The sequence below is a fragment of the Salinivibrio sp. EAGSL genome (assembly GCF_013366455.1).
GTDB classification, from domain to species: Bacteria; Pseudomonadota; Gammaproteobacteria; order Enterobacterales; family Vibrionaceae; genus Salinivibrio; species Salinivibrio costicola.
The window spans coordinates 88,046-113,442 of sequence record NZ_JABWMG010000011.1 but is presented as its reverse complement, the minus strand read 5'-3'; the positions used below and the strand labels follow the sequence as shown (position 1 = coordinate 113,442).

At 49.9% G+C, this 25,397-nt stretch carries 25 protein-coding genes and 2 tRNA genes; 14 read left to right on the top strand and 13 right to left on the bottom strand.

Annotation, left to right across the window (positions count from 1 at the left end):
* Window positions 1-354 precede the first annotated feature (354 nt).
* Window positions 355-492: a DUF3149 domain-containing protein gene (locus HLG76_RS08885; protein ID WP_025675231.1), complete on the top strand. Its 138-nt coding sequence runs from the start codon at window positions 355-357 to the stop codon at window positions 490-492.
* A gap of 144 nt (window positions 493-636) precedes the next feature.
* The gene (gene smrA / locus HLG76_RS08880; RefSeq protein ID WP_025744495.1) at window positions 637-1,221 is read left to right on the top strand and encodes a DNA endonuclease SmrA; all 585 of its coding nucleotides are present in this window, start codon (window positions 637-639) and stop codon (window positions 1,219-1,221) included.
* A gap of 77 nt (window positions 1,222-1,298) precedes the next feature.
* On the opposite strand, the gene HLG76_RS08875 is transcribed toward smrA, so the two are convergent.
* The 6 genes from HLG76_RS08875 to HLG76_RS08850 form a co-directional block, all read right to left on the bottom strand.
* Window positions 1,299-1,916 carry a LysE family translocator gene (locus HLG76_RS08875; protein ID WP_077460070.1) on the bottom strand — a complete coding sequence of 206 codons (618 nt, stop codon included), beginning with the start codon at window positions 1,914-1,916 and terminating at the stop codon, window positions 1,299-1,301.
* Window positions 1,917-1,934: 18 nt separating this feature from the next.
* Window positions 1,935-2,408, bottom strand: coding sequence for a Cys-tRNA(Pro) deacylase (gene ybaK, locus HLG76_RS08870; protein WP_077575922.1), 474 nt, complete (start codon window positions 2,406-2,408; stop codon window positions 1,935-1,937).
* A gap of 96 nt (window positions 2,409-2,504) precedes the next feature.
* Window positions 2,505-4,178 carry a bifunctional UDP-sugar hydrolase/5'-nucleotidase UshA gene (gene ushA, locus HLG76_RS08865; RefSeq protein WP_077660760.1) on the bottom strand — a complete coding sequence of 558 codons (1,674 nt, stop codon included), beginning with the start codon at window positions 4,176-4,178 and terminating at the stop codon, window positions 2,505-2,507.
* 271 nt (window positions 4,179-4,449) lie between these two features.
* Window positions 4,450-5,796, bottom strand: a complete 1,347-nt coding sequence (locus HLG76_RS08860; protein ID WP_175993489.1) for a Na+/H+ antiporter NhaC family protein — start codon at window positions 5,794-5,796, stop codon at window positions 4,450-4,452.
* Window positions 5,797-6,116: 320 nt separating this feature from the next.
* A complete protein-coding gene (locus HLG76_RS08855) occupies window positions 6,117-7,664 on the bottom strand; it encodes a DHA2 family efflux MFS transporter permease subunit (protein WP_175993488.1) in 1,548 nt (515 codons plus the stop codon).
* Between the two features lie 2 nt (window positions 7,665-7,666).
* A complete protein-coding gene (locus HLG76_RS08850) occupies window positions 7,667-8,707 on the bottom strand; it encodes an HlyD family secretion protein (RefSeq protein WP_077460065.1) in 1,041 nt (346 codons plus the stop codon).
* A gap of 131 nt (window positions 8,708-8,838) precedes the next feature.
* Between HLG76_RS08850 and HLG76_RS08845 the strand changes: the two genes are divergently transcribed.
* The gene (locus HLG76_RS08845) at window positions 8,839-9,765 is read left to right on the top strand and encodes a LysR family transcriptional regulator (protein WP_175993496.1); all 927 of its coding nucleotides are present in this window, start codon (window positions 8,839-8,841) and stop codon (window positions 9,763-9,765) included.
* Window positions 9,766-9,852: 87 nt separating this feature from the next.
* Window positions 9,853-10,293 (top strand): TM2 domain-containing protein, encoded by a 441-nt coding sequence (locus tag HLG76_RS08840; RefSeq protein ID WP_175993487.1) that lies wholly within the window; start codon window positions 9,853-9,855, stop codon window positions 10,291-10,293.
* A 112-nt stretch (window positions 10,294-10,405) separates the two neighbouring features.
* Here the strand turns inward: HLG76_RS08840 and kdsA are convergent, their stop codons facing one another.
* The 6 genes from kdsA to hemA are packed head-to-tail and all read right to left on the bottom strand — an operon-like array spanning window position 10,406 to window position 15,720.
* Window positions 10,406-11,257 (bottom strand): 3-deoxy-8-phosphooctulonate synthase, encoded by an 852-nt coding sequence (kdsA, locus tag HLG76_RS08835; protein ID WP_077575925.1) that lies wholly within the window; start codon window positions 11,255-11,257, stop codon window positions 10,406-10,408.
* A 31-nt stretch (window positions 11,258-11,288) separates the two neighbouring features.
* Window positions 11,289-12,098 (bottom strand): SirB1 family protein, encoded by an 810-nt coding sequence (locus HLG76_RS08830; RefSeq protein ID WP_025744492.1) that lies wholly within the window; start codon window positions 12,096-12,098, stop codon window positions 11,289-11,291.
* Window positions 12,099-12,100: 2 nt separating this feature from the next.
* Window positions 12,101-12,484 carry a SirB2 family protein gene (locus HLG76_RS08825; protein ID WP_025673295.1) on the bottom strand — a complete coding sequence of 128 codons (384 nt, stop codon included), beginning with the start codon at window positions 12,482-12,484 and terminating at the stop codon, window positions 12,101-12,103.
* Window positions 12,485-12,515: 31 nt separating this feature from the next.
* Complete coding sequence (gene prmC / locus HLG76_RS08820) at window positions 12,516-13,361, bottom strand: peptide chain release factor N(5)-glutamine methyltransferase (RefSeq protein WP_077669039.1); 846 nt, start codon at window positions 13,359-13,361, stop codon at window positions 12,516-12,518.
* Complete coding sequence (prfA, locus tag HLG76_RS08815; protein WP_077575927.1) at window positions 13,361-14,449, bottom strand: peptide chain release factor 1; 1,089 nt, start codon at window positions 14,447-14,449, stop codon at window positions 13,361-13,363. Before prfA ends, prmC begins: the two co-directional genes overlap by 1 nt.
* 11 nt (window positions 14,450-14,460) lie before the next feature.
* Entirely contained in the window at window positions 14,461-15,720 is a 1,260-nt protein-coding gene (hemA, locus tag HLG76_RS08810; RefSeq protein ID WP_077460061.1) for a glutamyl-tRNA reductase, read from the bottom strand.
* A gap of 385 nt (window positions 15,721-16,105) precedes the next feature.
* On the opposite strand from hemA, the gene lolB reads away from it, so the two are divergent.
* The 7 genes from lolB to HLG76_RS08775 all read left to right on the top strand — a co-directional run bounded on the left by lolB (window position 16,106) and on the right by HLG76_RS08775 (window position 20,870).
* Window positions 16,106-16,672 carry a lipoprotein insertase outer membrane protein LolB gene (gene lolB / locus HLG76_RS08805; protein WP_025744489.1) on the top strand — a complete coding sequence of 189 codons (567 nt, stop codon included), beginning with the start codon at window positions 16,106-16,108 and terminating at the stop codon, window positions 16,670-16,672.
* Window positions 16,662-17,540 carry a 4-(cytidine 5'-diphospho)-2-C-methyl-D-erythritol kinase gene (gene ispE / locus HLG76_RS08800; protein ID WP_077575929.1) on the top strand — a complete coding sequence of 293 codons (879 nt, stop codon included), beginning with the start codon at window positions 16,662-16,664 and terminating at the stop codon, window positions 17,538-17,540. The genes lolB and ispE overlap by 11 nt, the downstream gene beginning before the upstream one ends.
* 32 nt (window positions 17,541-17,572) lie before the next feature.
* Window positions 17,573-18,520 (top strand): ribose-phosphate pyrophosphokinase, encoded by a 948-nt coding sequence (locus tag HLG76_RS08795; protein ID WP_025673291.1) that lies wholly within the window; start codon window positions 17,573-17,575, stop codon window positions 18,518-18,520.
* A 174-nt stretch (window positions 18,521-18,694) separates the two neighbouring features.
* Entirely contained in the window at window positions 18,695-19,285 is a 591-nt protein-coding gene (gene pth, locus HLG76_RS08790) for an aminoacyl-tRNA hydrolase (protein ID WP_077460058.1), read from the top strand.
* 24 nt (window positions 19,286-19,309) lie between these two features.
* The gene (ychF, locus tag HLG76_RS08785) at window positions 19,310-20,401 is read left to right on the top strand and encodes a redox-regulated ATPase YchF (protein ID WP_025744486.1); all 1,092 of its coding nucleotides are present in this window, start codon (window positions 19,310-19,312) and stop codon (window positions 20,399-20,401) included.
* A gap of 264 nt (window positions 20,402-20,665) precedes the next feature.
* A tRNA-Met gene (locus HLG76_RS08780) sits at window positions 20,666-20,742 on the top strand.
* A 53-nt stretch (window positions 20,743-20,795) separates the two neighbouring features.
* Window positions 20,796-20,870 (top strand) — tRNA-Gln (locus tag HLG76_RS08775).
* A 40-nt stretch (window positions 20,871-20,910) separates the two neighbouring features.
* Here HLG76_RS08775 and HLG76_RS08770 read toward each other — a convergent pair.
* Window positions 20,911-22,071: a 2-octaprenyl-3-methyl-6-methoxy-1,4-benzoquinol hydroxylase gene (locus HLG76_RS08770; RefSeq protein WP_175993486.1), complete on the bottom strand. Its 1,161-nt coding sequence runs from the start codon at window positions 22,069-22,071 to the stop codon at window positions 20,911-20,913.
* Window positions 22,072-22,353: 282 nt separating this feature from the next.
* Between HLG76_RS08770 and miaB the strand changes: the two genes are divergently transcribed.
* The 3 genes from miaB to ybeY are packed head-to-tail and all read left to right on the top strand — an operon-like array spanning window position 22,354 to window position 25,385.
* Window positions 22,354-23,778, top strand: a complete 1,425-nt coding sequence (gene miaB / locus HLG76_RS08765; RefSeq protein ID WP_077461589.1) for a tRNA (N6-isopentenyl adenosine(37)-C2)-methylthiotransferase MiaB — start codon at window positions 22,354-22,356, stop codon at window positions 23,776-23,778.
* 51 nt (window positions 23,779-23,829) lie between these two features.
* Window positions 23,830-24,918, top strand: a complete 1,089-nt coding sequence (locus HLG76_RS08760) for a PhoH family protein (protein WP_101494535.1) — start codon at window positions 23,830-23,832, stop codon at window positions 24,916-24,918.
* The gene (ybeY, locus tag HLG76_RS08755; RefSeq protein WP_025744482.1) at window positions 24,915-25,385 is read left to right on the top strand and encodes an rRNA maturation RNase YbeY; all 471 of its coding nucleotides are present in this window, start codon (window positions 24,915-24,917) and stop codon (window positions 25,383-25,385) included. Before HLG76_RS08760 ends, ybeY begins: the two co-directional genes overlap by 4 nt.
* The last annotated feature ends 12 nt before the right edge of the window (window positions 25,386-25,397 follow it).

Genomic DNA, 25,397 nt, shown 5'->3' with positions numbered 1-25,397 from the left:
GACCCTCTGGTCCCAAACCAGATGCGCTACCAAACTGCGCTATTCACCGACATATGACAAGTTTTACGAACTGATGTTCGTCTTGTCAAGCACAGAGCTATGCGATCAAGTGCATCCCCGTGCTGAGGTCGACTATCATACTCAAGCATCACGAAACCTCAAGCCCTAATCACGTATTTTTTCTCCCCTCTCAGTTAAACGGTGAAAGTCGCATCAGTTGCGAGCAAATTGTGATCGCATCGTGGTTAACAAGTGTTGATAAATTGTTCGACATTTCTATTGATCTTGATCAGTATTCAACACAGTTCCTATTGGCATTCTGACCCTACATTAACGGACACGAGGGTACAGACTATGGACTTTTGGCTTGATCTACTTTTCGGCAACGCCGTGGGCTTGTCATCCATGATTGTCATCATCTGTACATTTGCCCTGATCAGTTTCTTTGGCGGCTATTTTGTCTACAAAGTGATGACATCTAAACCTCAATAACCTGTTTTATTGCCTACCTATCTTTAAGCAAACTTGCTTAACCTAGTGTTACACGGTTGGTCACAGAGTGTGGCGCTAGGTTTCTTTTTTTATTTTCGTTTATACTGTCCCAAATGACTCCACGACGTAGATGGCCCTGTAGTGATGAGTGATAAAAACGAATTTGAGCTATTCCGAGAAATGATGTCTGACGTGGCGCCAATCGAACAAGACACGGTTGAGGACCAAGCCGGACCACACTCGCCGACTGAAGCGCAACTTGCCCGTCAGTACGCAGCGCAAAGGTTAGCTCACAGTGATCCTGAGTATCTATCACTGGATTATGCCACCATGGTTAAACCCGACGATGTCATGGCTTATAAGCGGGATGGCGTGCAAGACGGGGTCTTTCGCAAGCTACGCTTGGGTAAATATGACATTAATGCTCGGCTTGATCTGCACAAGATGTCGTTGGAAAAAGCCCGTGATGAAATTCTCCGCTTCCTAAAGCAGTGCCAACGAATGGACGTGCGTACCGTGATTATCGTTCACGGTAAAGGCGAACGAAGCAACCCACCGGCAATGATGAAAAGCTATGTCTGCCAGTGGCTGCAACAAATTTCTGACGTGCTCTGCTTTCATTCTGCTCTGCGGCATCAAGGCGGCTCGGGTGCGCTGTATGTGATGCTCAAAAAGAGCCAAGAGAAAAAGTTAGAAACCCGCGAACGACATCTCAGTCACCGTGCCTGAACAACAAAAAGACTGGCGAGTTGCCAGTCTTTTTGCTTTATTGCTTTGTTGCTTTATTGCTTTATTGCTTTATTGCTTTACTGCAGCGTAAATACCACGCGTATTGCCAGCGCGATTAAAACCACCCCTGACAGCTTGTCAATCCAAGCGCCACGATGACGGATTTTGTCAACAATGGTGGGGCTTGAGAGCAAAAATGCCACCAATGTATACCAAAGCCCGTCAATCAATAACGGGGTTAGCACAATCACACTGCGACTGAATAAGTCAGACCCTACTGCGACGAATTGACTGAATAAGGCAATAAAAAAGAGCGCCAGTTTAGGGTTTAGCATGGAAATCATCGCGCCATCACGCGCCGCTTCGCTAAGGCTTGCGGTTTTGCCCGCCTCTAGCTTTGCCGCGACGCCGCCTTTGCTCAGGAGTGATTTGATCCCTAACCAACCGAGATACGCTGCCCCTGCGTAGGCGATAATCGTGAACAAGATAGGCGATTGTTTAAAGATAACCGCTAACCCTAACATGGTAATTAACGCATACAGGCCAACACCAAACGCATGGGCCCATGAGGCGACAATGCCATGTAGACGGCTGTTAGCGAGGCTATGTTTTGCCATCACCACCAAGCTGGGCCCTGGTGACATCGCTCCCAGCATACAAACTAAGGCTAACGATGCCCAAATGGTCAATGTCATGCTTGTTTATCCTCTTTTTTACTCGCCAATCGCGGCATACTGCCCCGCGGTTAACGTCATCAGATCGTCCGGGGATAGTTCAATTTCTAAACCGCGACGGCCCGCGCTAACGCACAGGGTTGAAAACTGTTTTGCTGAGGCATCTAAAAACGTCGGTAGACGCTTTTTCTGTCCGAGCGGACTAATGCCACCGACAAGGTATCCGGTTGCGCGTTGTGCCACCTGAGGGTCGGCCATGGTTGCTTTTTTCCCGCCCGCCGCTTTTGCGGCGGCTTTAAGGTTTAAGCTTCCTTTTACCGGCACAATAGCAACGGCCAGCTGTTTACTGTCACCATTGATACAAAACAATAAGGTTTTAAAGACTCGGGCCGGATCCTGCCCCAACGCTTGAACCGCTTCATCGCCAAAATTTGGATTATTTGGATCATGCTCATATTGATGAACCGAGAAGGCAATTCCCTGTTTTTCTGCCAATTTTATTGCTGGCGTCATAATGTTTCTCTACTACTCCAACACCGCATTATCATTACATAAAAAAAGCGGCACTGCATCGGTGCCGCTTTATCTTTATCGCCATTTTATCCGGTTTTATTTGTAAACAATCTCACCTTGTGGCGCATAATCGTTGACGTCGATGGGGCTGTTTGCTTCAAGGTAGTCTTTAAGCACCTCCGCATCGACAAAACCTGTGTTGACGTTACCTGGGTGGTTAGTCAGTTTTGGATAACCGTCACCGCCGGCCGCATTAAAGCTTGGCACGGTAAAGCGATAGGTTTTTTCCATATCAATCGGTTCGCCGCCAATTTTCACATCGTGAACGCTGCCGTTTTCAACCACCATTGAAACGCCGGCAAATTGGACATACGCGCCAGAGTCTGCGGGTTTGGTGCCAACCACATTGAGGTAATCCATCACTTCTTTACCGCTCATGTCGGTGTAAGTGACCATGTTGCCAAATGGCTGCACTTTAAGCACGTCTTTGTAAGTGATATCACCGGCGATAATAGAGTCACGCACACCGCCTGAATTCATCACCGCAAAGTCAGCGTTAGCGCGTTCCATATGCGACTTAGCAATTAAGCGGCCTAGGTTGGTTTGCTGGAAGCGCACCACATCACGATCGCCTTCTAGCTTGCCGTTACTCTCAGCAATCTTAACGTTGAGCTTCTCTTGGCCTTTGTCTTGGTATGGCTTCAAGAAGTCATACAAAGCTTGGTCTTTTGCGATTTCATCTTGAATAAAGACGCGCTGGCTCTCACCATCAACCTTGATTTTCTTTTTCAGGTTCACAGGAATAAGATCGTAGCTGACAAGATTTAAATCGCCATTCTGGAATTCAAACTCGGCTTTACCGACATATTTACCCCATTCATGGGCTTGCATGATCCACGCGCCGTTTTGCTGGTCTGGGGTACACGCATCACCAGGCTCGAAACTCTCGTTATACGTGTTCGGTCCTTCCATACAAACCGGCTCTTGTGAATGGCCGCCGATGATAAGGTCAAGGTCGCCATCATCCATATAGCGCGCCAACGCAACATCACCCGGGGCGTTTACACCGCTTTTGCCATCGGCATAGTGGCCCATATGGGTTGCCGCAATAATGATATCCGGCTTTTCGGTTTCTTTGAGCTTGGCGATCACTTTTTTCGCTTCTGCTTTCGGATCACGGAAATCAAGCGAGCCAATGTACTCAGGGTTACCAATTTTCGCGGTATCTTCTGTGGTCAGACCGACAACCGCAATTTTTAAGCCATTGCGCTCAAACATCTCGTAGGCCTGAAATTTACGCTCGCCCGTTTCTTTATCGTAAATGTTGGCAGACAGCATTGGAAAATCGGTCCACTGCATTTGCTGCTCGAGCACGCTCAATGGGTTATCAAACTCGTGGTTACCAATCGCCATGGCGTCGTAACCGATGCGCGTCATCCCTTTAAAATCCGGCTCCGCGTGGAGTAGATCAGACTCTGGGACACCGGTATTGATGTCACCGCCTGATAGCAGTAGCACTTCACTGCCTTCTGCTTGTGCTTCTGTACGCAGCTCATCGATCAGCGTTTTGCGCGCGGCCATGCCGTATTCGCCATAGCGGTTGTGCCAGAAACGACCGTGATTGTCGTTGGTATGAAGAATGGTGAGTTTATAAGTGGTATCTGGCGCCCAACCTTGCTCTGGTGTCTCAGAGCCTGAGTTGGCACACCCTGCCAATGATGCAATTAACGCAGCACTAACCGCTGCCTTTAAACAAAGACGTTCCTTCATGATCATAGACCTTTTTAGCGAGGGATAAACCACCATCGACATCATTGTCGGTGGTTAGAAAACGCTATCTAGTCTAAAAGAATTGTTGCTATAGCGCTGAGCCATTTCATATTTTTGTTGCGATGATCACTATACGATATCCAAAATTACTGACTTTGGTGATCGGGGCAAAATTTCTAGAGCCAAGACTCTAAGCCATTAAAAAACGGTGCAGCCTTTGCTTATCTAATGAGACAGGCAAAGCCAGCACCGTGGTTTTATCAAGTGACGGTTACGCGCGGCGCGCTTGCCACCAATGACGACTACTGACAGCAATTAAGGCAGAAGCGGCTAAAAAGAAACAGTAGTAAGAATGGCTGACAATCACTAAAGGAGATAGCCCAAAGCTTGCACCGAGTAACAGAATTTGTGCGCCATAAGGAATCATGCCCTGCACGACACATGAAAAGATATCCAACAAGCTTGCACTTCGCTTAGCCGGTACGGAATGCTCAGTTGCTATATTTTTAGCCACTTGGCCCGATACAACAATGGCCACGGTATTATTGGCCGTACATAAGTTAGCGAAAGACACTAACAAGGCGATGCCAAACTCGCTCGCACGAGAGTGATGCTGACCTTGGTTTTTCTGAAAGCGGACAATCACTTTATTGACTGTGTTGGTCAAAAAGCTTAATCCACCTTGGCAACGCATCAATTCAGCAATACCACCAATCATTAACGAGAGTACGAAGATTTCTTGCATGCTGGCAAAGCCGTCTTTGACCTCTTGGCTAAACGTCATCAAGGTAAAGTCAGGCGTGCTCATCAGACCCACGCCCATCGCCAGCAAAATACCTGAAGTCAGGACAACAAACACATTTAGTCCCGCCAGTGCCAATACGATGATCGAAAGGTAAGGGATAACCGCCAAGTAGTTAATGCTCTCAGGCGCTTCAACTGGCGCACTTTGATTATTAAATACAAACAGAATGATCGCAGCGATGGCAGCAGGAATGGCAATGCCAACGTTCTCTTTAAACTTGTCACGCATGCTACAGCCTTGTGAGCGCGTGGCCGCGATTGTGGTATCAGAGATAAACGATAAGTTATCGCCAAACATCGCGCCGCTCAGCAATACACCTGCCATGACAGCGGGCGATTGACCGGTTGCAGTGGCCATGTTCAATGCAAAAGGAGCAAGCGCGGCAATGGTGCCCATCGAGGTGCCCATTGCGGTGGAAATAAACGCCGCAATCACAAACAAGCCCGGCAGAATAAGGCTTTCGGGGATCAGCGCTAACCCAAGATTGACCGTGGCTTCCACGCCCCCGGTTGCATCCGCCACCGAAGAAAACGCACCAGCCAGCAAATAGATTAAACACATGGCAATAATATCACCATGTCCCATGCCACGAATGAGCTGCTCAATGGCCGTATTCAGGCGCTCGCGGCTTAGGCCAATGGCCAAGATTACCGCGGGTAAAATCGCGACGTGTGCAGGCAATTGATAAAAGGCGTAGTCGACACCTTCTAAGGTAAAATACGCGCCCGATCCAATAAAAAGGATTAAAAATAAAATCAGGGGAAGCAGTGCAAGCGCAGAAGGCTTCGGTGTGGTGTTTGCTGATGTTGTCATGGCAGTTTTGTTATACCTCTTATAAAACTGTCAACAAGATTACAGCCCTCTAGCCGTCCAGTCAACAAATAGACGTCTAAACATCTAAAAACCTTAACGGCTCGTACTCACTGCTAGACAGTGTTTCGCAACCAAAGCTGATCTTGCCAGCAAGGCGAACCCAAACAAGTGACACTGTGGCAGACGAAAAGACAGCGACAATAGCCGAATACATCGGACAACGCTGTTTGTCGGTCGAGCTACTTGGACTTATCAGGAAGGATAGCGAAGGAAGCGGCGGTACACCGCTCCCATTTTGCGTTGTGACTATCGAGCGGGGGTTAGTCTTCGAGCGAGAGGATCACCACGGCTGCCAATGCTAAGAAGCCGGTCATCACCATAAAGGCATCGTTGTACGCCATGATGGCGGCGTCACGTTGCATCACATTCAGCACGCTGGCTTGTGCTTGATGCAACGCGGTGGTGGCATCACTGCCTGTGGCGATAAACCAATCTGTTTGTTGGTGCAAACGCTGCCAACCTTGCTCGCTCACTGTGGACAAGGTGGCTTTGATGTTCGCCAAGTGCAAGCGTGTTTGGTTATCTAGCAAGGTCGCTATCATGGCAATGCTAAACGCACCGCCCAAATTACGCATCACATTGGTGAGTGAGGAGGCATCTGGCGTGTCATCACGCTGGATATGCTTCAGTGCCACTATCGACAAAGGCACCATAATAAATGGACTACCAATGGCACGCAGGATCATGGATAAAACCAGCTGCTGACCACCAAAATCGACGGTCATGTGTGTGTTGACGTAACAACTTAGCCCAAACATTATAAAGCCAAATGTCACCATGTGGGTTGGGCGAAACACGCGCATTAACTTAGGCACGAGCGGAAAGAGGAACAACTGAGGCAACCCCATCCACATCAGTACTTGGCCAATTTGCATCGCGTTGTAGTGTTGGATCTGGGTGAGATACAACGGCAACACGTAAATCGAGCCCAGTAAGGCCATACCCAAAATTAAATAGGCAAAGCAGGATAAGGCAAATTGCTTGTCTTTCAGTAGCCGCAAGTTCACCAGTGGACGGGGGTGCTGCAGCTCGTTAATCACAAAGTAGACAATGTTCACCACGGAAATCGCACTGAGCGTGATAATAAATGACGAGCCAAACCAATCTTCACGATTGCCCTCTTCAAGAACCACTTCTAAGCAGCCGAGCCCTAACGCCATAGTGGCAATTCCGACCCAATCGGCCTTTTTCAGCAATGACAATGATAACGGCGTATCCTCAAGTCCGTAGCGGATCATGGCTATCACCAGCATTGCTGGTGGAATATTGATGTAGAAAATATAGTGCCACGACAGATTTTCCGTCAGCCAGCCACCAAAGGTCGGTCCAATGGCAGGCGCAAACGTCGCCGTGACACCGAACATCGCCATACCAATCGCCTGTTTGTTGGCGGGTAACAGTTGCACCACCAGCGAGAAAGCCAATGGGATCAGCGCGCCACCGCTAAAGCCTTGCATCGCTCGAAACACGATCATCGCGCTCATATTCCAAGACAGTGAGCATAAAAAAGACGAAAGCGTAAACACCGCAGTAGTCCATGTCAGATAGCGCCGTACGCCCAGCGCCCGCGACAACCAACCACTGAGCGGGATCGCAATCATCTCTGCCACCAGATAGGACGTCGAGATCCACGAGCTTTCGTCCAAGGTCGCCGACAGCGCCCCTTGAATATCTTTTAGCGATGCATTGGTGATTTGAATGTCGAGAATGGCCATAAAGGCCCCAATCAACCCACCCAAGAGAGCAATCCAGTTTTTGAGCGGCACCTGCTCGCTGTAGGCATCGGCCGTTAACGTAGTCGCGGTCATCTTCAGCCTCGTGTATCTACCGTTGCAATCACGGATAACCCTGGCAATAACTTGGCTTTAAGTGGCTGATCAGGGATCCGGACTTTAATCGGCACCCGCTGAACAATTTTCGTAAAGTTCCCCGTGGCATTTTCAGGGGGCAGCAGCGCAAACTGTGCGCCCGTGGCTGGCGAGAAGCTATCGATCACGCCATGTAGTGCTTGTCCGGGAAACGCGTCCACTTCAATATCCACCGATTGCCCCGGCTGGATATGCGCGATCTGTGTTTCTTTAAAATTCGCTTCAACCCACACCTTCCCTTGAGGCACCAAGCTGACTAACGGCATACCCGGCTGAACCAGCATGCCAACGCGCAAACTCCGTTTACCAATCACCCCATCAACAGGCGCATAAAGGCGGGTGTCATCCAAGTTAAGCTGCGCTTGTGTCAGCTTAGCGGTGGCATCATCAATCGCAGCTTGGGCTTGTTTCAGCTCACTGGCTAATACAGCTAATTGGTCACTGGCGGCATGATGCGCGGCTTTAGCTTGTTCCAACTGGGCGAGTCGTACTTTTTGCTGCGCAAGTTGGGCATCCAGTTCATCTTCAGAGGAATAATGTTGCGCGATTAAACGCTGGGTACGGGCCACTTGCTGCTTGGCACGATCGTACTCGGCTTGCGCGGATGCCATCTGACTCGCGGCTTGACGGATCTTACTGTTCTGCAAGGTTTGTTGTGCGTGCAGATGCTCGACACTAGCGCTTGCCGAGGCGAGTGCTGCTTTAGCTTGTGAGACCGCGGTGCGATAATCGCGATCGTCAATTTCGGCCAGTAAGGTCCCGGCTTTTACAAACTGGTTATCGTCGACATATCGGGCAACGATATAGCCAGCGACTTTGGGACTGATGGTGACGATATCCCCTTTTAGGTAGGCGTTATCGGTCGAGACATGGTACTGCCCCTCCATCCACCAGTACCCGGCGCCAAGCACACCAATCACGAGGAATATCAAGGTCGCCAATAGCGGCGCTTTAATGCGTTTCGAAGCGGTTGAGGCTGTCATGAGGTCTCACTAATGTTAGTTAAATCAATACCAAGCAAAGTGTTTCGAATTGTAAACCAATCGTATTAATTAATAATCGCGCTATAATCAAAAACACTGTTGCAAAAATAAACTTAATTAGAGGAAGGATGTTGGACTTCAATGCGCTCGCTATCTTGGTGAAAGTGGTGGAATTAGGCAGTTTCACGCAAGCGGCTGAGGCACTGGGAATGACAAAATCGACGGTCAGTCGAAAAGTCTCTGATCTTGAGCGCAATCTAGGTGTGCGTTTGATCACGCGCTCCACGCGCAGCTTAAAGCTGACCGCGGAGGGCGAGCGCTTTTACCAATCGTGCCTGTTGGCGAAAGACATCATGGAGCAGGCGGAAGTTGAAATCACCGCTCACCAAGAATTGATCCAAGGGGATTTGAATGTGGTGATGCCCGTAGAGCTCGGCCATCAGGTATTGGGGCCGTACATCAACGAATTCATCAAGCTGCATCCGCATATTCGCGTGCACCTTGAGATGAGTAACCGTGAAGTCGACATTATTGGTGAAGGCATTGATCTCTACGCGCAAGTGGGGACACGCAAAGACTCAAACCTCGTTTCTCGGCTACTGACCAATGCGACTCGAGTTGTGGCAGCCAGTCCGGCTTATTTGGCTGAAACAGGCACTGTCACGGCTCCCTCAGATCTTCGTCCACCACACCGCCAAGTCAAAGTGTATAACCAAGCAGTCAAGCTGCTGTCTTGGGAGTTGCATGACGAAGAAGGAGACGTTTTTAACATCGATCTGCCCTATCGACTGCGGGTTAACACCATTACTGCCTCGTTACAGGCCTGCCTTGATGGTTTAGGCATTGCAGTTTTACCCACGTTTTTGTGTCGTCCCCACTTTGAATCAGGCAGCTTGATGCAATTATTCACTGACTGGCAAATGCCCACTGTCCCCATTAGCTTGGTGTATGCTAATCGTACACTGATGCCAAAGCGGCTACGAACCTTGATTGATTATCTAGTGACACGCTTAAGCGAAGACATGCAGCACGGCGTGATCCCTAAAAAAAACGTCTAACCAGTTCAACATAATAGATAAATTACTGGACAACCATTAAAAGTGTGATAAAAATCTCATCTATTTTTTTGCACAAAAGGGGTCAAGATGAAAGGGGTAATAAAGAGCTTTGATAATACAAAGCGCGAGGGTCTTATCACGGGTGAAGACGGGATTGAATATAACCTAACCATGGATGAGTGGAAATCAAGCACCCTTCCAGAAGTAGGTACGAATGTTGATTTTGCACTATCAGATGGGAAAGCGACCGCTGTGTTCGGTGAAGCGGTGCCGGCTACTAGCTCAAAGAAAATACCAGCAGCCTTGTTGGCCTTCTTCTTTGGAGCATTTGGCGTACACAAATTCTATCTTGGTTATACCAAAGAAGGCCTTATCATGCTGTTAGCCTTCCTGTTTGGTTTTATTTTGCTGGGCATCCCTAGCATTATCATCGGAATTATTGCTTTTGTTGAATTCATCATTTATCTGATCAAAACAGATAAAGAGTTTGACGCGACCTATGTGAATGGACACAAAGGCTGGTTTTAACTGTGCTCTCTGACTAAGTGCCACCTACTTTTGCATAATCATGTTTGTTGCTAATGAGCACAAAAAAAGCTGCCAACGTTGGGCAGCTTTTTATGGGTATCGATAGGCCGGATTAGCGAATATCGATATCTGCAAAGCTTTTGATCACATCATCCAGGGCTTTCATTTGCGCGAGGAAAGGCTCGAGTTTATTCAGCGGCAGGGCTGAGGGGCCATCACAACGGGCATTGTCTGGGTCTGGGTGCGCTTCGATAAACAAGCCGGCAATTTTAGTGCCTAAACCTGCACGTGCTAAATCAACGGTTTGCTGACGTCGGCCACCGGATGCGGCGCCTTGCGGATCGCGACACTGGAGCGCGTGGGTGACATCAAAAATAATTGGGCTACCGTTTGAGGCTTTTTTCATCACATCAAACCCCAGCATATCAACGACCAGGTTATCGTAACCATGGCAGCTACCACGCTCACACAAAATCACCTTCTCGTTGCCGCACTCAGCAAATTTATCAACAATGTTGCCCACTTGCCCCGGGCTCATAAATTGAGGCTTTTTCACGTTAATCACCGCATCAGTTTTGGCCATGGTTTCGACCAAATCGGTCTGGCGAGCCAAAAACGCCGGTAACTGAATCACGTCGGCGACTTCCGCCACGGGCGCGGCTTGGTATTGCTCGTGAATATCGGTGATCACTTTGACGCCAAAGGTGCGCTTGAGCTCTTCAAAAATCTTTAACCCTTCTTCCATCCCTGGGCCACGGTAAGAGTGCACCGAGGAGCGATTCGCCTTATCAAACGACGCTTTAAAGACGTAAGGAATGCCAAGTTTGTCAGTCACTTTGACGTAATGCTCACAAATTTGCATCGCTAAATCACGTGACTCCAGCACATTCATGCCAGCAAACAAGGTGAACGGGCGATCATTCGCAACAGGTGTATCGCCAATATGGACGGTTTTTTGCGTCATAGGGGTATCCTTTATCATGCGTTAATACGCATTAATGTAACGTCGGTTGCTCTTCGTTAAGCGCTTTCACTTGCATTTTTAACAGCTCAGCGGCCGGATCGTCCGGGCACTGCTCAATAAAATATTCATAGTCGGTCGCCGCTACGCGATCGCAATCCAACTGCTGAAAAATATAGCCACGATCACGAATTTCGTAAGGATCGTCTGGGCTAAAGGTCAACGCAAGCTCACTACAACGCAGTGCCAGGGCGTACTTTTCTTCGCGTAATAAAGCACTTTTGGCCACCGTCAGCCAACGACCAATAATGGTTGGATTGTCGCTCGGCAATAAGTGTGAATCTTCAAGCTCCGCCAGCGGCCCTTGGCTCCCTTTTAACCAGCCGCGTAAAGTACGTTGGCTCACACGTTCGCCATTGAAGGGGTTAATAAACACAGGAGCGTTATCCAGTTGATCAATTCTCAACACTAATTGACTAGGAAAAGCGATGGGTTGAACGGGTAAAGATAAGCGCTCACAGAGGTATAAAAACACTGCCCCCAGTGAAGCGGGGATCCCGGTTTTACGCGCTAAGACTTTATCCAAAAAGACATTATCGGAAGAAAAGTACTGTTCGATATCGCCTTTAAACTGCCATTGGTGATAAAAAAGACGGCATAATCCCTCAAGACGCAGCGCCATATCGGGCTCGGCGCCGAGCTGATGCTCCGCTTCATCCGCGAGACGATCGAGAGAGGCCTTCACTTGATGAGCGTCGATCGACGCATCAATGGCATGGTTGAGGCTGATAGCCCCTTCTGCCAGTGTTAGCGAATCTAATTGTTGATCGGTTAATGGCATCATATTTATCCCATTAGGTGTGGAACTTTAATCAGTGCTAAGTTAGCGGCGGCATAGGCCCACCCTAATGCACCAAAAAACGCCAGTGTCCGGAACAGTTTGCCGCGGCTGTAGTGTAAAGCAACAAAGCCTAATGCAATGTAAGCCAGTACACAGGTCAGCTTTTCGGTTAACCACGCACCAGACTCTGTAAACGGTATAAAACCGGTGACAAAAATCAATGCGACACCGGTGGTCAATAACAAGGTGTCGACCACGTGCGGCGTGACCTTGACCCATTTTTTGTTCATCATCTCGCTATCACGCATCACCCATACGAAACGGATCACGAATAAAGAGAGGCTTAATACCACGGTCAGTAAGTGGGTGTGCTTGAGGGCCATGTAGATCATAATGATTCCTGCTTCCTGTCAGTCTCAATTAACGTCGCTGTGCCAAGGTGATTCTATCGAGCCCAGCGTAATCTTGTTGGGTTTGGAGATTATGCCAACCCGCTTCTTTCCATACACGACGCACCGCTTCTCCCTGGTTGTAGCCGTGTTCGACCATCAACCAGCCAGAGGCGACTAAGTAATCGGGGGCGGATTGACCAATATAACGAATATCTGCCAACCCACTGTCTTCAGCCACCAGCGCACTCATGGGCTCAAAACGAACATCCCCTTGTTGCAGATGCGGATCCGTCTCATCGATGTAAGGCGGATTACTGACAATCAGATCAAACCGATGCATATCGCTTAACGCCTTAAACCAGTCACTTTGAATAAAGTGGACGTTGTTAATTTGATGCGCATCCGCGTTTCGGCTTGCCAACATCACTGCTTCTGGCATCAAATCAACGCCCACAACGGTGATATCGGGGCGCTCACTGGCAATGGCTAATGCCACCGCTCCCGTGCCGGTGCCTAAGTCTAACACCCGACAAGGGGTCGCTGGCAGAAGCGCTAACGCCTGCTCTACCAAGAGTTCGGTTTCTGGACGCGGGATCAACGTCGCTGGCGACACATTCAGTCTCAGGGTCCAAAAGTCACGGTAGCCCAGAATGTATGCAATCGGCTCTCCTTGCAGTCGGCGGGCAAACAGCTGACGAAATTGCGCCAGTTGTGCCGCGGTGAGTTTGCGCTCGGGCCAGGTATAGAGATAGCTGGTAGGTTGCGCTAACACATGGCAGAGCAAGGCTTTGACATCAATGCCCGCTGAGCCACCGGATAATGCGGTGAGCTCAGTGGTGCTATCGGCCAGCAACGCGCCTATCGTGACTGTCATTATGGATGCTCAGACAAGGCCGCTAATTGATCCGCTTGATGCTCTTGAATCACAGGATCCACCAAGCTATCGAGATCCCCTTGCATCACATCGTCTAAACGATACAAGGTTAAGTTAATGCGATGATCGGAGACGCGACCTTGCGGATAGTTATAAGTCCGAATCCGATCGGAACGATCGCCCGAGCCAAGCAGGTTACGACGGGTTGAGGCTTCCTCAGCGGCGCGTTTTTCTTCTTCCGCTTTAATCAAACGTGCTGCCAGTACTGACATGGCTTTGGCGCGGTTTTTATGTTGTGAACGCTCATCTTGGCATTCCACCACAGTGCCGGTCGGCAAGTGAGTAATGCGAATCGCAGAGTCCGTGGTGTTGACGTGCTGCCCCCCCGCTCCTGAGGCTCGGAAGGTGTCAACTTTCAAGTCGGCCGGATTAATTTCAGGGGCTTCCGTTTCTGGCACTTCAGGCAAAATCGCCACGGTACACGCTGACGTATGGACTCGACCTTGCGACTCGGTGGCAGGTACGCGTTGTACACGGTGACCGCCGGATTCAAATTTCAGCACACCGTAGGCGCCTTCGCCAGCCACACGTGCAATGACTTCTTTAAAGCCGCCGTGCTCTCCTCCACTGGCACTGATCATTTCCAGCTTCCAACCGCGTTGCTCGGCATAACGGCTATACATGCGGAACAAGTCACCCGCAAAAATCCCGGCTTCGTCGCCACCGGCCCCAGCACGGATTTCCAAAAAGCAGTTACGGTCATCGTTCGGGTCTTTCGGCAACAATAAGATTTGCAGCTGATCGGTCAACGCAACAATGCTTTGCTCGGCTTGCGCGACTTCTTCTTGCGCCATCTCGCGCATGTCAGGATCATCTTCGTTGGCCATTTCTTGCGCTGCCGCGAGGTCTTCTTTGGCTTGCTTAAACGCCGTAAAACATTTGATCACTTCTTCCAGCTGCGCGTACTCTTTCGACAGCGCACGAAATTTGTTCTGCTCACTAATGATTTCAGGCGTTCCGAGCAGGTGTTGTACTTCCTCGTAGCGCTCCGCCAGCGATTCTAGCTTCGCTAATATTGATGCTTTCATAAATCTCTTCGTTAGTTGTCGCTGTCCAGCCCCAAGCACGTACGCATCACGGCCAGTTTATCGGGCTCACCATTTTGGGCCGCCTGTTGCATTGCCTGCGTAGGGGGATGGATCAGTTTATTGGTCAGGCGGTTACTAAGCTGGCGTAATACGCTTTCTGCGTCAGCCCCATTGGCAAGGGCTTGAATACTCTGCGCCAGCTCCGCCTGTTTAATGTGTTCGGACTGTGTCCGGTATTGCTTAATGCTATCTACCGCTTCGCGTGAACGTAACCAGCGCATAAAGTCGGCGCTTTCTTCGGTGACAATGGCTTCTGCTTGGATCGCGGCCAACTTTCGTTGTTCTCGATTGTGCTCCACGATGGATTGTAAGTCATCCACACTGTACAAATAAGCATCCGATAAGTTGCCAACTTTCTCGTCTATGTCTCGTGGTACCGCGATATCGATTAACAGCATGGGTTGGTGGCGTCGCTGTTTCAAGGCTTTTTCAACCATCGCTTTTTCAATCAAAGGCATGGGCGCCGCCGTTGAACTGATCACGATATCGGCGTGGCAAAGCTGCTCGGGTAACGCGTCTAAGCCAATCACTTTGGCATCAAACTGTTCAGCTAAACATTGAGCGCGCGATTGCGTACGGTTCGCAAAGATAATTTGGCTGCATTGATGCTCATGCAAATGTCTCGCAACCAGTTCAATCGTTTCTCCCGCGCCAACCAACAATGTGGTGACGTCCGCTAAGGATTCAAAAATCTGGCGGGCCAACGTACAGGCCGCAAATGCAACAGATACCGCGTTGCCACCAATTTCGGTCTCGGTTCGTACCCGTTTTGCCACCGCAAAGGTTTTGTGGAACAATTTTTCCAACGAGCCGGAAATCATATCGGCATCACTGGCACTCGCGTACGCTTGTTTAACTTGACCTAATATCTGCGGCTCACCTAACACCAAAGAATCTAATCCACAGGCAACACGCATCAGATGCTTCACCGCAGATTGTTCCTCGTGATAATAAATGCTTGCCATCAAACTTTCGCCACTGAGTTGATGAAAGCGTGTGAGCCATTCAACCAAGACCCCGACACCAGGTTGGTTTAACTCGGCGTAGATTTCGGTGCGATTGCAGGTTGAGACAATCACACAGCTGCGCACCTGCGGATGCTCGGAAAGCTGCCCTAACGCCTGCTCCAGTTGTTGCGGCGAAAAGGCGACCTTTTCCCGCAGCTCGACGGGGGCCGTTTTGTGATTGATTCCGAGAACTAACAGGCTCATGAAGCGTTGTTACCGACAGCACCAGTAAGGATTGGAGCGGGGGATTTTACTTGATGCCCCCCGTGAATTAAAGCGAACATTGTATCGCAGTATTTTCGTGGTGCGGAAATGTGAAGCCTCACGAGATTGATGACAGACTGGCCAACAACAACTATACCCATTCTTTCCTCCCGCACGGCTAAGTGCCTAACTGACTTCTCTCACCTCGGCGCTTATGGCAAAGTAATGCCAAATGCTGATCACTGTCTGTTGACGTTATAAAAGGATACTCGCTTTCATGTTCTCCTGTATACGTACTGTTTTCTCTTGTATACGCGCTGGTTTCTCTTTTATGCGCACTGGCTTCCCTTGTATACGCGCTGATTTCTCTTGTATACGAATCAGTATGTTGACGGTCGTCTTTGCCGTGCTCTCTGGCTGTGCAACGGCGCCGGCTCCTACCACAGAATGGCAAACGCATCGCGCATCGCTTGAGACCATAGACAGTTATACCGCACGCGGTAAGGTGGCTTTTATCGCACCAGATACGCGCTTTTCTGCCAACCTTTACTGGCGCCATTCTCCGACTGAATCGACACTGCGGCTAACGAATTTTTTGGGAACCACCCTGTTGTCTCTAACCATGAATGCGCAAGGTGCGACCTTGGTTGATGATCAGGGCAAGCAATACCAAGACCCTAATCCAGCCCGTTTGATCGCCTATTTGACCGGCGCCCATTTACCCGTTGACGCGCTTGCCCCTTGGTTGATTGGCCTACCACGCGCACAAGACCGCTTTTCACTCGGCCCCGATAACCGCTTGGCCGCCCTCGACGACACACAAGGTTGGGATATCGATTATCAAGGCTACAGCGCCGAGACCCAGCCTGCGCTTCCAACTCGAATCACGCTCAGTAACGACCAGCAAACGATCAAACTGATGATTTCTACTTGGACACTCGATAATGACTGAAACAACCTACTGGCCAGCGCCAGCGAAACTTAACTTATTTCTTTATATCAATGGACGCCAAGCTAATGGTTATCACGAACTGCAAACCTTGTTTCAGTTTTTAGATCACGGCGACACCTTGGCTATTACGCCCAATCACAGCGGCACGATCAACCTTAGCCCCGCCATTGACGGCGTCGATGAGAAAGACAATCTGATTATCAAAGCCGCCAAGGCGCTGCAAAATCATACCGGATGCTCACAAGGCGCAGATATTCATCTGGAAAAACATTTGCCCATGGGCGGCGGGCTGGGCGGAGGCTCATCAGATGCAGCCACGACCTTGGTGGCGTTGAATCATTTATGGCAAACCCAGGTGAGCCAGACTACACTGGCAAACATTGGCCTAGGCTTGGGGGCTGACGTGCCTATTTTCATTCACGGTCATGCGGCGTTGGCGGAAGGCGTTGGCGAAAAATTGACGTCTGTATGCCCTGATGAGAAATATTACTTGGTGGTTAAGCCAGATGTGTCTATTTCGACCGCTGCAATTTTTACTCATCCAGACTTGCAAAGAAGTACGCCAAAGCGCACAGTTTCTGAGCTAATGACACAAAAACACGAAAACGATTGCGAAAAGATAGCCCGTAAACAATTCCCCGAGGTTGATAAGGCTGTTTCGTGGCTGCTAGAATATGCGCCGTCTAGGATGACTGGGACAGGCGCGTGCGTGTTTGCCGAGTTTGATACCGCACATGATGCCCAGAACACACTCGACACTATGCCTAACTGGCTGACAGGGTTTGTTGCACGAGGGTTGAACCGATCGCCCCTACTCGATGCGCTACAACAACTCGATGCACGACAGCAACACACTGTGAGCCAGTGACTATTAAATGGATGCAACCCGAGGTTTCCACCGTGCCTGATATGAAGCTGTTCGCTGGTAACGCGACACCCGTTCTCGCCCAACGTATCGCAAACCGTCTTTACATGTCACTGGGTGACGCCACTGTTGGCCGTTTTTCTGACGGTGAAGTGTGTGTTCAGATTAACGAGAACGTGCGCGGTAGTGACGTGTTCGTCATCCAATCTACCTGTGCACCGACCAATGACAACTTAATGGAATTGGTCGTGATGATAGATGCGTTCCGACGTGCGTCGGCTGGCCGCATAACCGCAGTTATCCCCTACTTTGGTTATGCCCGTCAAGACCGCCGCGTACGCTCCTCCCGTGTTCCTATCACCGCAAAAGTTATTGCAGATTTCCTTTCTAACGTTGGCGTTGACCGCGTACTCACTGTGGACCTCCACGCAGAACAAATTCAAGGCTTTTTCGACGTCCCTGTTGATAATATCTTCGGTACCCCTGTGCTGCTTGAAGACATGCTGGCGAAAAATTTAGAAGACCCAGTGGTCGTTTCTCCTGATATTGGCGGGGTTGTGCGAGCGCGTGCGACGGCCAAACTATTGGATGACACTGACATTGCCATCATTGATAAGCGCCGTCCGCGTGCTAACGTGTCGCAAGTCATGCACTTGATTGGCGACGTTGAAGGCCGTGACTGCATCATTGTTGATGACATGATTGATACCGGTGGCACCCTGTGTAAAGCCGCCGAAGCCCTGAAGAACCGTGGCGCTAAGCGTGTATTCGCCTATGCAACGCATCCGGTATTCTCGGGGGATGCAGCGAAGAATATCGCTGAGTCCGTCATTGATGAAATTGTGGTCACTGACTCCACACCATTGAGCGCCGAAATTCAAGCAACCGGGCGTGTGTCTCAATTAACACTGTCGGGCATGCTGGCCGAAGCGATTCGCCGTATCAGTAATGAAGAGTCGATCTCTGCAATGTTTAATTCTTAACGCATTGTCATAGACCGACAAGAAACACCCTGCCCTTGTGCAGGGTGTTTTTTTATTGCCCATTTTGAATGGCTGACTCGATCCTTTAGCCATATCAATGGTAGGATATGGCGCCTTTTTGCGTGGGCTCGATGCTCACCGGCTACGATAAGTAGATAGATAGCGAGAAACGTCGTGAGTAATCAAATCCGCTTACTAGTGGGATTGGCCAATCCAGGCCCTGAATACAGCCAAACGCGCCATAATGCCGGTGCTTGGGTCGTTCAGGAGCTAGCACGTATTCACAACGTGCCGCTAAAAGAAGAGAAAAAGTTCTTCGGCTTAACCGGCCGTATCAATGTACATGGACACGATCTCCGTGTGTTGATCCCGACCACGTACATGAACTTGTCGGGTAAAGCGGTGCAAGCTATGGCCAACTTTTACAATATTCCCGTCGACGCCATCATGGTGGCGCATGACGAGCTAGACTTACCACCCGGTGTGGCCAAGTTTAAGCAAGGTGGTGGACACGGTGGCCATAATGGCCTGCGTGATACCATTAGCAAACTTGCAAATGACAAATCGTTTTATCGGCTTCGGATAGGCATCGGTCATCCGGGTCACAAGGATAAGGTAGCGGGATACGTGCTTACCAAAGCCCCCGCTAATGAGCAGAGCCTGCTAGAGCAGGCCACTGACGAGGCAGTACGCAGCCTCGAGATCCTGCTCAAAGATGATCTCGCCAAGGCGCAAAATCGTCTACATACCTTCAAAGCACAGTAATTTTGATTAAAGGGTTACCATCTCATGGGTTTTAAATGTGGCATCGTGGGTCTACCAAACGTAGGCAAATCCACTCTGTTTAATGCACTGACCAAGGCCGGCATTGATGCGGCTAACTTTCCATTTTGTACGATTGAACCCAATACGGGCGTGGTCCCTGTCCCTGATCTACGCTTGGATGCGCTGGCGAAAATTGTCAATCCACAGAAAGTGCTCCCCACCACGATGGAGTTCGTTGACATCGCCGGCTTAGTTGCCGGCGCATCACGCGGTGAAGGTTTAGGGAACAAGTTCCTAGCGAACATCCGTGAAACCGATGCGATTGGTCATGTGGTACGTTGTTTTGAGAATGACAATATCGTTCACGTGGCTGGTAAAGTGGATCCGGCTGATGATATCGACGTGATTAACACCGAGCTTGCGCTGGCTGATCTTGAAAGCTGTGAGCGTGCGATGCAGCGCAACGCCAAAAAAGCCAAAGGTGGCGATAAAGATGCCAAATTTGAGCTAACCGTGCTTGAAAAACTGCTCCCCGTCCTAGAAGAAGGCAAGATGTTGCGCTCGGTCGAACTGAGCAAAGAAGAAGCCGCAGCAGTACAATATCTTAACTTTTTGACGCTTAAGCCGACCATGTACATTGCCAACGTCAATGATGATGGTTTTGAAAACAACCCGTACCTCGACAAAGTGCGTGAAATTGCCGCCCAAGAAGACGCAACCGTGGTGGCCGTGTGTGCGGAAATCGAAGGCGAGATTGCCGAGCTAGATGCCGAAGAAGCGGCGGCTTTCTTAGATGAGATGGGCCTTGAAGAGCCTGGCCTAAACCGCGTGATTCGCGCCGGTTACGAGCTACTCACTCTGCACACCTATTTTACCGCAGGCGTGAAAGAAGTACGTGCTTGGACAGTGCCGATTGGCTCGACCGCGCCACAGGCGGCGGGTAAAATCCATACCGACTTTGAAAAAGGCTTTATTCGTGCCGAAGTGGTTGGCTATGATGATTATATCGCTAACAATGGTGAAAACGGCGCCAAAGATGCCGGTAAATGGCGCTTGGAAGGGAAAGAATATATCGTTAAAGATGGCGATGTGATTCACTTCCGTTTCAACGTTTAATACGCACATACGTTATGCTTTAGGGTGCGTTGTCGAGACCCCATCCTATTGATATTTAGACCAGCCTCCGGGCTGGTTTTTTTATTCTCATCATTCAACGTTCTCCGCCACCTACTCGGTAGGCTTTGCCGTTAAATTGTTCAAAATGGCGATTATTGCAGCCAATGAATGCAAAATCGCAAAAAAAACAATAACGAGACCTTGACGACTTTCGCCCAGATCCGCATAATTCGCAGCGTCTTAAGGCACTATGCCTGACAGAGTGGCTACGTAGCTCAGTTGGTTAGAGCACATCACTCATAATGATGGGGTCACAGGTTCGAATCCCGTCGTAGCCACCATTAATTTTATAATTCGGCATGATGTTTAAATGGCCGGGTTAGGTAACACCTACTGGGGTATCGCCAAGCGGTAAGGCAACGGGTTTTGATCTCGTCATTCCCAGGTTCGAATCCTGGTACCCCAGCCATATTAAAAAGCCCACACCATGTGGGCTTTTTTGCGTTTATCTACAAGCCTAACGCATACTTCAATACATGTTTTTTCACCGGGCCGCTGTGTTCAGCCAGTTTAAACACCGCATTACGTGCCAGTTTTAAAGGCGTGATTCGGTTACTAAACGCGGCATAAAACACATCCATCCCGGTTTGCATCATCATATTATCCGTACGGCGTACTTTTTCGTACGCCGCTAACGTTGACTCTGCTTGCCATAGTGCGCCTGCATCGGCACAGGCATCCAGCAACGCGCTCACGTCTTTGAAGCCTAAGTTTACCCCTTGCCCCGCGAGCGGGTTAATGGTGTGGGCGGCATCACCAATCACCACTACCCCATTGCGATGGTACTGCTGGGCATGACGACGCGTTAACGGAAATGCGCCCCAGTTGATGGGGGTGACATCACCCACTTGTGGTGGGAAATGGCGCCCTATCTCGGCTTTAAGCTGCTCAGCATTGAGCTGACACAACTGTTGAACTCGCGCCGGGCTGTCATACCACACTAATGAGGCATTGTTGCCGCACAATGGCAGTAATGACCGCGGCCCTGAGGGAAAGAATTGCTGCCAGGTAATATCTTGTTGGGGCGCGGCCGTTTCGACATGAATTAACATGCAATGCTGACGATAATCCCAGCTGGTAAGACCGATTTGCGCGTAATCTCGCACTTTCGAGTGGGCACCGTCGGCACCAATCAACCAGGGCGCTTCTAGTGTTTCGCCACTGCCTAATTGGAGTTGATGCAGACGGCCCGCCTGCGCCATACCCGTGATCGAGGCCGGTGAGACAAGGTGCAAATTGTCAAAACGAGCAAACTGTTGCCACAAGCCGAGTTGAATCAAGCGGTTCTCGACCATATATCCTAACTGTGGTAATTCGAGTTGGTCGGCACTGAAACACACACGGCTGTCTTCTGCTTCCCAGGTTTCTAATCGTCGATAGGGACAGACTCGCATGGCTTCAATGTCGGCCCATGCGCCTAAGTCTTGAAGCAAACTGACAGACGCATGAGATATCGCAGACACTCGTAAATCCATCGGTTGTGACGCATGGAAAGGATCCGGTTCTTGGCGTTCTATCAATGCCACCTGCCGACCTTGGCGGGCAAGTCCTAATGCGGCAGCGGCACCGACCATGCCACCGCCGACAATAATAATTTCAAATTGATTCATGACTGTCTCTTTGTCCCGTTAATGCCAGCATTCTACTGAAGGTAAACGAGAATTCGATATCAATCCGATCAAAGTGGGGGCAAATTCGCTTTTCCGATCTCGTTTTGCGGCGTCGGCTCAATCACTTAACCAGATTGACACCATTTCTCCCAGCCTGTGATCTGGTCAGCGATATAGGAAAGCAGTACAATATGCGGCTTGCCAAGCTGATTGACTGATTAAAAACCATACAGCTTGAAAGGGTAATGCCGACCATAAGATTAATAATGAGCGTGAAGTTACATGGCTAAGAAACTGCTGATCAAAACCTGGGGTTGCCAAATGAATGAGTATGACTCATCCAAGATGGCAGATCTGCTAAATTCTGCCGGTGGCTATGAGCTGACCGAACAACCAGAAGACGCAGATGTTCTCCTCCTCAATACCTGTTCAATTCGTGAAAAAGCACAAGAAAAGGTATTCCACCAACTGGGGCGTTGGAAAACACTCAAAGACAAGAATCCAGAGCTGGTAATCGGCGTTGGTGGTTGTGTGGCAACCCAAGAAGGCGATCACATCCGCGAGCGTGCGCCTTATGTGGACGTCATTTTTGGCCCCCAAACGCTACATCGCCTGCCTGAAATGATAAAACAATCACGTGGCGATAGTGGCACAGTGATGGACATTACCTTCCCAGAAATTGAGAAGTTTGACAGTCTGCCTGAGCCGCGTGCCGATGGCGCGACAGCGTTTGTCTCCATTATGGAAGGCTGCTCGAAATACTGTACGTTCTGTGTTGTGCCGTATACGCGCGGCGAAGAAGTGAGCCGTCCGCTCGACGATGTGCTGTTCGAAATTGCCCAGCTTGCCGAGCAAGGTGTGCGTGAGGTAAACCTGCTAGGCCAGAATGTGAATGCCTATCGCGGTGAGACTCATGATGGCGACATCTGTACCTTTGCTGACTTACTGCGCTATGTCGCCGCTATCGATGGTATTGATCGCATTCGCTATACCACCAGCCATCCGGTTGAGTTTACCGATGATATCATTGAGGTGTATCGTGATACGCCAGAAGTGGTGAGCTTTTTGCACTTGCCGGTACAAAGTGGCTCTGATCGAATCTTGACCATGATGAAACGCCCGCACACGGCGATTGAGTACAAATCCAAGATCCGTAAGTTGCGTCAGGCACGTCCCGATATCACCATCAGCTCAGACTTTATCGTCGGCTTCCCAGGAGAAACCGAGCAAGACTTTGAAGCGACCATGAAGCTGATTACCGATATCGACTTTGATATGAGCTTCAGCTTTGTGTATTCACCTCGCCCAGGGACGCCAGCGGCAGATATGCCTGACGACACACCAGAGCAAGTGAAAAAAGAACGCCTGTACCGTTTGCAGCAGCAAGTGAACAGCCAAGCGATGCGCTATTCACGTATGATGCTAGAAACCGAACAACGTATCTTAGTCGAAGGGCCATCGCGTAAGAATCTTATGGAGCTGCGTGGCCGTACTGAGAATAACCGAGTGGTCAACTTTGAAGGCTCTGTCGATTTGATTGGCCAATTTGTTGACGTAAAAATTACTGAAGTGATGCCAAACTCGCTCCGCGGTGAGCTGGTTCGTACCGAAAAAGATATGGACTTGCGTGTCGCCGTCTCGCCAACCGAAATCATGGCGAAGACGCGCAACGAAAACGAGCTTGGTGTTGGTGTATACACGCCATAACGCGTTCATCAATTCAACGGCGTCGGGTGACCGGCGCCGAAAGCGAGGATAATCTTGTCTAAAATCATCTCTCTTGACCTTACATTAGAACCTGCCGACAACACCCGTCTTGCCAACTTATGTGGCCCGTTTGACGATAATATCAAACAACTAGAGCGCCGCTTGGGTGTTGAAATTAGCCACCGCCATAATGCCTTTACGGTGATGGGCAAACCTCACACCGCCAACGCCGCCGTCGACATCTTAAAGCGGCTGTATGTGGATACGGCCCCCGTGCGTGGCAGTTCGCCCGACATTGAGCCCGAAGCCATTCATTTGGCGATCAAAGAGTCTGGCGTGTTAGAACAGAACACCGAATCGAGCATCCCTTACGGTAAAGAGATTAACATCAAGACCAAAAAAGGGGTGATCAAACCGCGCACGCCAAATCAGGCGCAATACATCGCCAATATGGTCAATCATGACATTACTTTTGGCATTGGTCCGGCGGGCACAGGTAAAACCTACCTCGCCGTCGCAGCTGCGGTAGACGCGCTGGAACGCCAAGAGATTCGTCGGATTTTGTTAACACGTCCAGCGGTTGAGGCGGGTGAAAAGTTAGGCTTTTTACCTGGCGATCTCAGCCAGAAAGTCGATCCTTACTTGCGTCCACTCTACGATGCCTTGTTTGAGATGCTCGGTTTCGAGCGGGTCGAAAAACTGATTGATCGTAATGTGATCGAGGTAGCACCGCTGGCTTATATGCGTGGCCGAACCTTGAATGATGCTTTTATCATCTTAGATGAAAGCCAAAACACCACGGTCGAGCAGATGAAAATGTTCCTGACTCGGATTGGCTTTAATTCACGGGCCGTCATCACCGGTGACGTTACCCAAGTCGATTTACCGCGCAATGCCCGCTCAGGGCTACGCCATGCGATTGAAGTGCTGTCTGACGTGAATGAAATTAGCTTTCACTTCTTCCAAGCCGACGATGTGGTGCGCCACCAAGTGGTTACTCGTATTGTTCAGGCCTATGATAAGTGGGAAGCAGAAGATGCGAAGGCACGCAAAGAGGCTGAAGCACGTCGCCGAGAAGCGCGTGAAGCACAGCAGGTCGCGGTGCAACCAACCTCTATCCCACCACAGGACCCATCATGAGCTATTACGTCGATGTGCAGGTCGCCTGTGATGACGAACAGGGGCTGCCCAGTGATGACCAGCTTCAAGCTTGGTTTGAACATGCAATACGCGAAGCCAAGCCTCAAGCGGAAGTGACGATCCGGATTGTGGATGAAGGTGAGAGCCAGAGCTTAAATCGCGACTATCGTGGCAAAGATAAACCGACGAATGTGTTATCTTTCCCCTTTGAAGCACCTCCTGGGGTAGACATAGATTTACTCGGTGATCTGGTGGTATGTCGCCAAGTTGTTGAGCAAGAGGCACAGCAGCAAGGCAAAACGCTGATGGATCACTGGGCACATATGGTCGTCCATGGTAGCTTACACTTATTGGGCTACGACCATATTGAGGATGATGAAGCCGAGCAAATGGAAGCCTTGGAACGAAAGATCCTGGCAACCATGGGGGTCAGTGACCCTTATGCGAATGACTTCATTGAGCGTTAACTAACTGAATGA

Bases quoted from the DNA above. Each gene is read 5' to 3' on its own strand.
- HLG76_RS08885 (WP_025675231.1), top strand. From the start codon at position 355: ATGGACTTTTGGCTTGATCTACTTTTCGGCAACGCCGTGGGCTTGTCA.
- smrA (WP_025744495.1), top strand. From the start codon at position 637: ATGAGTGATAAAAACGAATTTGAGCTATTCCGAGAAATGATGTCTGAC.
- HLG76_RS08875 (WP_077460070.1), bottom strand. From the start codon at position 1,916: ATGACATTGACCATTTGGGCATCGTTAGCCTTAGTTTGTATGCTGGGA.
- ybaK (WP_077575922.1), bottom strand. From the start codon at position 2,408: ATGACGCCAGCAATAAAATTGGCAGAAAAACAGGGAATTGCCTTCTCG.
- ushA (WP_077660760.1), bottom strand. From the start codon at position 4,178: ATGAAGGAACGTCTTTGTTTAAAGGCAGCGGTTAGTGCTGCGTTAATT.
- HLG76_RS08860 (WP_175993489.1), bottom strand. From the start codon at position 5,796: ATGACAACATCAGCAAACACCACACCGAAGCCTTCTGCGCTTGCACTG.
- HLG76_RS08855 (WP_175993488.1), bottom strand. From the start codon at position 7,664: ATGACCGCGACTACGTTAACGGCCGATGCCTACAGCGAGCAGGTGCCG.
- HLG76_RS08850 (WP_077460065.1), bottom strand. From the start codon at position 8,707: ATGACAGCCTCAACCGCTTCGAAACGCATTAAAGCGCCGCTATTGGCG.
- HLG76_RS08840 (WP_175993487.1), top strand. From the start codon at position 9,853: ATGAAAGGGGTAATAAAGAGCTTTGATAATACAAAGCGCGAGGGTCTT.
- kdsA (WP_077575925.1), bottom strand. From the start codon at position 11,257: ATGACGCAAAAAACCGTCCATATTGGCGATACACCTGTTGCGAATGAT.
- HLG76_RS08830 (WP_025744492.1), bottom strand. From the start codon at position 12,098: ATGATGCCATTAACCGATCAACAATTAGATTCGCTAACACTGGCAGAA.
- prmC (WP_077669039.1), bottom strand. From the start codon at position 13,361: ATGACAGTCACGATAGGCGCGTTGCTGGCCGATAGCACCACTGAGCTC.
- prfA (WP_077575927.1), bottom strand. From the start codon at position 14,449: ATGAAAGCATCAATATTAGCGAAGCTAGAATCGCTGGCGGAGCGCTAC.
- hemA (WP_077460061.1), bottom strand. From the start codon at position 15,720: ATGAGCCTGTTAGTTCTCGGAATCAATCACAAAACGGCCCCCGTCGAG.
- lolB (WP_025744489.1), top strand. From the start codon at position 16,106: ATGTTGACGGTCGTCTTTGCCGTGCTCTCTGGCTGTGCAACGGCGCCG.
- ychF (WP_025744486.1), top strand. From the start codon at position 19,310: ATGGGTTTTAAATGTGGCATCGTGGGTCTACCAAACGTAGGCAAATCC.
- HLG76_RS08770 (WP_175993486.1), bottom strand. From the start codon at position 22,071: ATGAATCAATTTGAAATTATTATTGTCGGCGGTGGCATGGTCGGTGCC.
- miaB (WP_077461589.1), top strand. From the start codon at position 22,354: ATGGCTAAGAAACTGCTGATCAAAACCTGGGGTTGCCAAATGAATGAG.
- ybeY (WP_025744482.1), top strand. From the start codon at position 24,915: ATGAGCTATTACGTCGATGTGCAGGTCGCCTGTGATGACGAACAGGGG.